The following is a 5,068-nucleotide window of genomic DNA, read 5'->3' on the forward strand; positions in this document are numbered from 1 at the left end:
CTGGATCTCAGGGCGTCCTCGGATGCGCCGAGGGCTTCGGCGCTGCAATCCTTCACGGCGAGCGCCGAGGCCATCGCGGCGGCGCGGGGGTGCTCGCGCCCGGTGTGGGCTCGTCGGTGGCGTCGATGCCGTGGTCCTTGAGCAGCGCGGCGAGGCCGCCGGCGTAGCCCTGGCCGACCGCGCGGACCTTCCACGCGCCCTGGCGACGGTAGATCTCGATCGGCATGACGATGACCTCGGACGACAGGTCGGTCATCGCGAACTCCACGAGCGGGGTGCCGGACCCGTCGCTCACCTTGGCGACCGGCTGCCCGACCTGACCAAAGGTCTTGCCGCCGTCGTCGAGCGAGGTCACGAGGCGGACGATCTCGACGTCGGCGGGCACGGCCGCGAGGTCGACCATCACCTGCCAGCCGGTGCCGCCGGCCGGGGGCTTGCACTGCACACCGGGGCCGTGGGGGGCGTTGTAGAAGACGAAGTCGTCCTCGGTGCGCACCTTGCCGCCAGCGGCGAGCAGGAGGGCCGAGAGGTCGGCGGTGGCGTTGATGTCGACCGTCACCGTCACCTGCGTCGCCTGCAACGGTGCGTTGGTGCCCTTGGTCAGCTGGATCATGAAGGGCAACCTACCTGCGAACCCCGAACTCGTGTGAGGGCCGTCGAGCCCTCCCACTACGATGGTCCGGCAGTCCGGCCCCCATCGTCTAGCGGCCCAGGACCCCGCCCTTTCACGGCGGTAGCACGGGTTCGAATCCCGTTGGGGGTACGCCATCCCCACCCCGCCAGCGCCCGACAGGCAACCGATTGGGTGCTCGCGGAAGGCGTGCGTTAGAGTTCCCACCGCTCCACCAAGCACGTCCAGCACGTCCATCAAGGCCCCGTAGCGCAGTTGGTTAGCGCGCCGCCCTGTCACGGCGGAGGCCGCGGGTTCGAGTCCCGTCGGGGTCGCAGAAGAGGAACGCTCCAGGTCCACCTGGAGCGTTCCTGCGTTTTGCCGCGACCGCGATGATGGCGTCGTGCCGATGGACATGGAGCGCCACGCCTTCGAGGCCCTGGTCGACCGGGCCCTCGACCAGATCCCCGACGAGCTCGCCTCTCTGGTGCGCAACGTCGTCGTGCTGGTCGAGGACGAGCCGCCCGAGGACGAGCCCGACGACCTGCTCGGCCTCTACGACGGCGTCTCGCTGACCGAGCGCAACGACATGTACGGAGGCGTGCTCCCCGACCGGATCTTCGTCTTCCGCAACCCGCTGCTCGACTACTGCGACGACGCGGCCCAGCTCGAGGAGGAGGTCCGGATCACCGTCGTCCACGAGGTCGCCCACCACTTCGGGATCGACGACGACCGGCTGCACGACCTCGGCTACGCCTAGGCGACTAGCGGGCGACCCAGAAGCCGAGGGCGCAGGCGGCCAGCGAGCCGAGGACGGTGACGGCGGCGTACGCCGGACCCCACCGACCCCGCTCGGCCGTCTGCACCGCGAAGGCGGAGTAGGTCGTCAGCCCGCCGCAGAAGCCGGTGCCCAGCAGGGCCAGCGCGGCGCCGTCGACGGCCGCGCCGGACAGGGCGCCGAGCACGAACGACCCGGCGACGTTGACCGCGAGAGTGCCGAGCGCGACGGCGCGGAGCCGGTCGTCGAGGCGGCTCGCGACCAGGAACCGCAGCGGCGCCCCGACGGCCGCGCCCAGCGCGACGAGCAGGACGGTCACCGGGGTTCCTCCGCGGGCACGCGGCGGCGGGTGAGGGTGGTGGCGAGGAGCACCGCGACCCAGCTGGCGCCCAGCGTCCCGACGAGGTACGCCGCCCCGAGGGCGGTGTCGCCGTCCGCCAGCAGCGCCCGGCCCTGCTCGGCACAGGCCGAGAGCGTCGTGTAGCCGCCCAGCACGCCGGGGCCGAGGGCGGCCGCCCAGGCCGGTGACCGGCGTACGGCGGCGAGGGCGGGGAGGAGGGCCAGCAGCAGCGAGCCGGAGACGTTGATCGCGAAGGTGGTCCACGGGAAGCCGCTCCCGTCGGGGACCCACTCGCCGGCGCCGAGGCGCAGCACGGCGCCGACCGCGCCCCCTGCCGCCACGCACAGGCAGAGCCCGAGCGTCGGGCGCGCCGTCACGACACGCTGGAGCGGCGCGCGGTGTTGCCGTTGCTGTCGTCGTTGTCGACCCAGGCCCGGGGCGCCTCGCCCTCGGCCTGGTGGACCAGCTCGCTGAGGAACCACGTCTGGAAGTCGACCTGGCGCGGGGTGCGGGCGAGCGCGAGCATCTTCTCCTCGCGGGCGAAGGCGTCGGTGAGGGCGAGCAGCTCGATGAAGCGGGCGATCCCGCGGGCCTCCTCACGGCCCATCAGCACCTCGAGGTCGGCCGAGTGCTCGCCGGCCTCCTGGGCGCGGTCGATCTCGTCGCGCACCGAGCCGAGGGTCAGCGGGCGGCCGAGCTGGTGGAACACCTCGGCCAGGTCGCGGGCGAGCGGGTAGTCGGCCTCGTTGGCCATCGCCAGCAGCCGCACCTCGCGGCGCAGCTCGCGGAAGTGGTTGTGGAACGAGACGTAGTCGCGCACCGGGACGCCCACCAGCCGGAACTTGGTGGGGTCGACCGGCTGCTCGCCGGTGGTGTCGAGGACCGGGGTGCCGGTGATGACGCCCTCGGCGCCGGAGTCCTCGGAGAAGGACGACGCGGGGGTGAACCACACCGTCTTGCCCTCGTCCTCGATCTCGGCGCCCCAGGCGTCGGAGGCCCGGGCGACGATGCTCAGGCCGCGCCCGAAGGTCAGCAGCATGTCGTCGAGCCCGTCGAGGTCGAAGTCGTCGATCGAGTCGAGGTCGGGCGGCGCGGACGGCAGCGAGGGCGCGTCCTGCGACCCGTCGCTCACCTCGACGCGCGGGTGCTCGCGGGTGCCGCGGACCCGGACCTGGATCGGCGGCGAGCCGTGGAGCAGCGCGTTGGTCACGACCTCGGAGACCGCCATCTCGGCGCACTCGACGAGGTCGTCGCGCCCGATGTCGCGGAAGGTGCCGACCACCCAGCGGCGGGCGTCCTGGACGCCACGCGGACCAGCACCCAGCGAGAGGGCGGGCCTGTTGAGCGGCACGAGCTGTCTCCGGACGGTCGGGCGAGTTGCGGTCGGGTCGAACGAGGCGTGGGAGGGAGGGACCCGGTGAGGGCCGATCCCGGCTCGCCTACCCGACCGAGCCCGGGCGAAACACGAACGATTGAAGATTGTCGCAAAATCCGCGCTGTGACGCACGAGACGCGCCCGTGGGTTGGCCGTCCTACGGCGGGACGCGGGAGAATGGGTACCGACAGGCAGTCCGCACGAAAGATGGAGCGCCCGATGTCGACCAACCCCGACACCAGCAAGAACAGCCGCGACACCGCGGGCAACGCGTCGACGCGCCACCAGGTCGTGGTGATCGGGTCCGGCTTCGGCGGGTTGTTCGGCACCAAGGCGCTCAAGCGCGCCGACGTCGACGTCACGATGGTGGCCAAGACCACCCACCACCTCTTCCAGCCGCTGCTCTACCAGGTCGCGACCGGCATCCTCTCCGAGGGCGAGATCGCCCCGCCCACGCGTGAGGTGCTGTCCGGCCAGAAGAACGCCCGCGTGCTCCTGGGCGAGGTCACCGCCATCGACCTGGCCAAGCGCACGGTCACCTCCCACGTGCTCGGCCGCGAGACGGTCAACCACTACGACTCGCTGATCGTCGGCGCCGGTGCCGGTCAGTCCTACTTCGGCAACGACCACTTCTCCGAGTTCGCCCCCGGCATGAAGAGCATCGACGACGCCCTCGAGCTGCGCGGCCGGATCTTCGGCGCCTTCGAGATGGCCGAGCTCGGCGCCACCCGCGGCGACAACGTCGACCACCTCCTGACCTTCGTGGTCGTCGGCGCCGGCCCCACCGGCGTCGAGATGGCCGGCCAGATCGCCGAGCTGGCCCACCGCACGCTCAAGCGCGACTTCCACGCGATCGAGACCCGCGAGGCCCGCGTCGTCCTCATCGACGCCGCACCCCAGGTGCTGCCGCCCTTCGGGCAGAAGCTCGGCCAGTGGACCAAGGAGCGCCTCGAGAAGCTCGGCGTCGAGGTCATGCTCGGCGCGATGGTCACCGACGTCGACGAGCGCGGCCTGACCGTCAAGTTCAAGAACGGCAGCGAGGAGCGCGTCAACGCCGTCACCAAGGTGTGGGCCGCCGGCGTCCAGGCCTCGCCGCTGTCCAAGACCCTCGCCGACCAGACCGGCGCCCCGCTCGACCGCGCCGGCCGGATCGGCGTCAACCCCGACCTCACGCTCCCCGGCTACCCCGAGGTCTTCGTCGTCGGCGACATGATCGCCCTCGACCACCTCCCCGGCGTCGCGCAGGTCGCGATCCAGGGCGCCAAGTACGCCGCCAAGGAGATCGACGGCCGCCTCAAGGGCAAGCCCGCCCAGGAGGCGTTCAAGTACTTCGACAAGGGCTCGATGGCCACCATCAGCCGCTTCAACGCCGTCGCCACGGTCGGCAAGCTGCGCCTGACCGGCTTCATCGCCTGGCTGATGTGGCTCGCCGTCCACCTCGTCTACATCACCGGCTTCAAGAACCGCATCACCGCCGTCATGCACTGGTTCGTCTCGTTCCTCGGCCGCGGCCGCTCCGAGCGCACCGCCACCGAGCAGCAGATCTTCGGGCGCATCGCCCTGGCCCGCCTCCGTCGCGGCGCCACCGACCTCGTCTCCGCCCCCGGCGAGCTCGACGCTGCCGCCGAGCGGTCGCGACGCGAGGAGCTCGAGGCCCAGGCCGCCGAGGAGGTCCGGCTCACCGACTCCAGCGAGCGCGGAGTCAAGGTGTCGGCCGGCAAGGTCTAGGCGCTCCACGTCGCCCGTCGGCTGAGGTGCGAGCGCAGCGAGCCTCGAAGCCATGTCTGCTTCGTGGGGTCACACGTGGTCCGGGTCGGGTGGCCGCGCGCGTAGCAGACCGCGTCTCGGCGTCAAGGACGCCTTCGGCGCCGCTTCGCGGTCGCTGCGCGATCCTTGACCCCGAGCCTCTCGCGGTCTGCTTCCCGGCGCGCAACGGCGAGGCCTCGCAAGCTCGGCTCGCCGTCG

Annotated in this window: 6 protein-coding genes and 2 tRNA genes; 4 read left to right on the plus strand and 4 right to left on the minus strand. The window is 71.9% G+C overall.

Annotation, left to right across the window (positions count from 1 at the left end; all coding sequences use genetic code 11):
• Positions 1 to 52 precede the first annotated feature (52 nt).
• Positions 53 to 613 (minus strand): TerD family protein, encoded by a 561-nt coding sequence (locus Q7T52_RS03070; protein WP_304799286.1) that lies wholly within the window; start codon positions 611 to 613, stop codon positions 53 to 55.
• A 77-nt stretch (positions 614 to 690) separates the two neighbouring features.
• Between Q7T52_RS03070 and Q7T52_RS03075 the strand changes: the two genes are divergently transcribed.
• The 3 genes from Q7T52_RS03075 to Q7T52_RS03085 all read left to right on the plus strand — a co-directional run bounded on the left by Q7T52_RS03075 (position 691) and on the right by Q7T52_RS03085 (position 1,370).
• Positions 691 to 763, plus strand: a tRNA-Glu gene (locus tag Q7T52_RS03075).
• A 108-nt stretch (positions 764 to 871) separates the two neighbouring features.
• Positions 872 to 945, plus strand: a tRNA-Asp gene (locus tag Q7T52_RS03080).
• A gap of 74 nt (positions 946 to 1,019) precedes the next feature.
• On the plus strand, positions 1,020 to 1,370 hold the full coding sequence (locus Q7T52_RS03085) for a metallopeptidase family protein (protein WP_304799296.1): 351 nt from the start codon (positions 1,020 to 1,022) through the stop codon (positions 1,368 to 1,370).
• A gap of 4 nt (positions 1,371 to 1,374) precedes the next feature.
• Here the strand turns inward: Q7T52_RS03085 and Q7T52_RS03090 are convergent, their stop codons facing one another.
• The 3 genes from Q7T52_RS03090 to Q7T52_RS03100 are packed head-to-tail and all read right to left on the minus strand — an operon-like array spanning position 1,375 to position 3,079.
• Positions 1,375 to 1,707 carry a CrcB family protein gene (locus Q7T52_RS03090; RefSeq protein WP_304799288.1) on the minus strand — a complete coding sequence of 111 codons (333 nt, stop codon included), beginning with the start codon at positions 1,705 to 1,707 and terminating at the stop codon, positions 1,375 to 1,377.
• Positions 1,704 to 2,105, minus strand: a complete 402-nt coding sequence (locus tag Q7T52_RS03095; RefSeq protein WP_304799290.1) for a CrcB family protein — start codon at positions 2,103 to 2,105, stop codon at positions 1,704 to 1,706. Before Q7T52_RS03095 ends, Q7T52_RS03090 begins: the two co-directional genes overlap by 4 nt.
• The gene (locus Q7T52_RS03100) at positions 2,102 to 3,079 is read right to left on the minus strand and encodes an ATP-binding protein (protein WP_304799292.1); all 978 of its coding nucleotides are present in this window, start codon (positions 3,077 to 3,079) and stop codon (positions 2,102 to 2,104) included. Before Q7T52_RS03100 ends, Q7T52_RS03095 begins: the two co-directional genes overlap by 4 nt.
• Before the next feature lie 243 nt (positions 3,080 to 3,322).
• On the opposite strand from Q7T52_RS03100, the gene Q7T52_RS03105 reads away from it, so the two are divergent.
• Positions 3,323 to 4,831, plus strand: coding sequence for an NAD(P)/FAD-dependent oxidoreductase (locus Q7T52_RS03105; RefSeq protein ID WP_304799294.1), 1,509 nt, complete (start codon positions 3,323 to 3,325; stop codon positions 4,829 to 4,831).
• The last annotated feature ends 237 nt before the right edge of the window (positions 4,832 to 5,068 follow it).

This window comes from Nocardioides sp., assembly GCF_030655615.1.
GTDB lineage: Bacteria > Actinomycetota > Actinomycetes > Propionibacteriales > Nocardioidaceae > Nocardioides.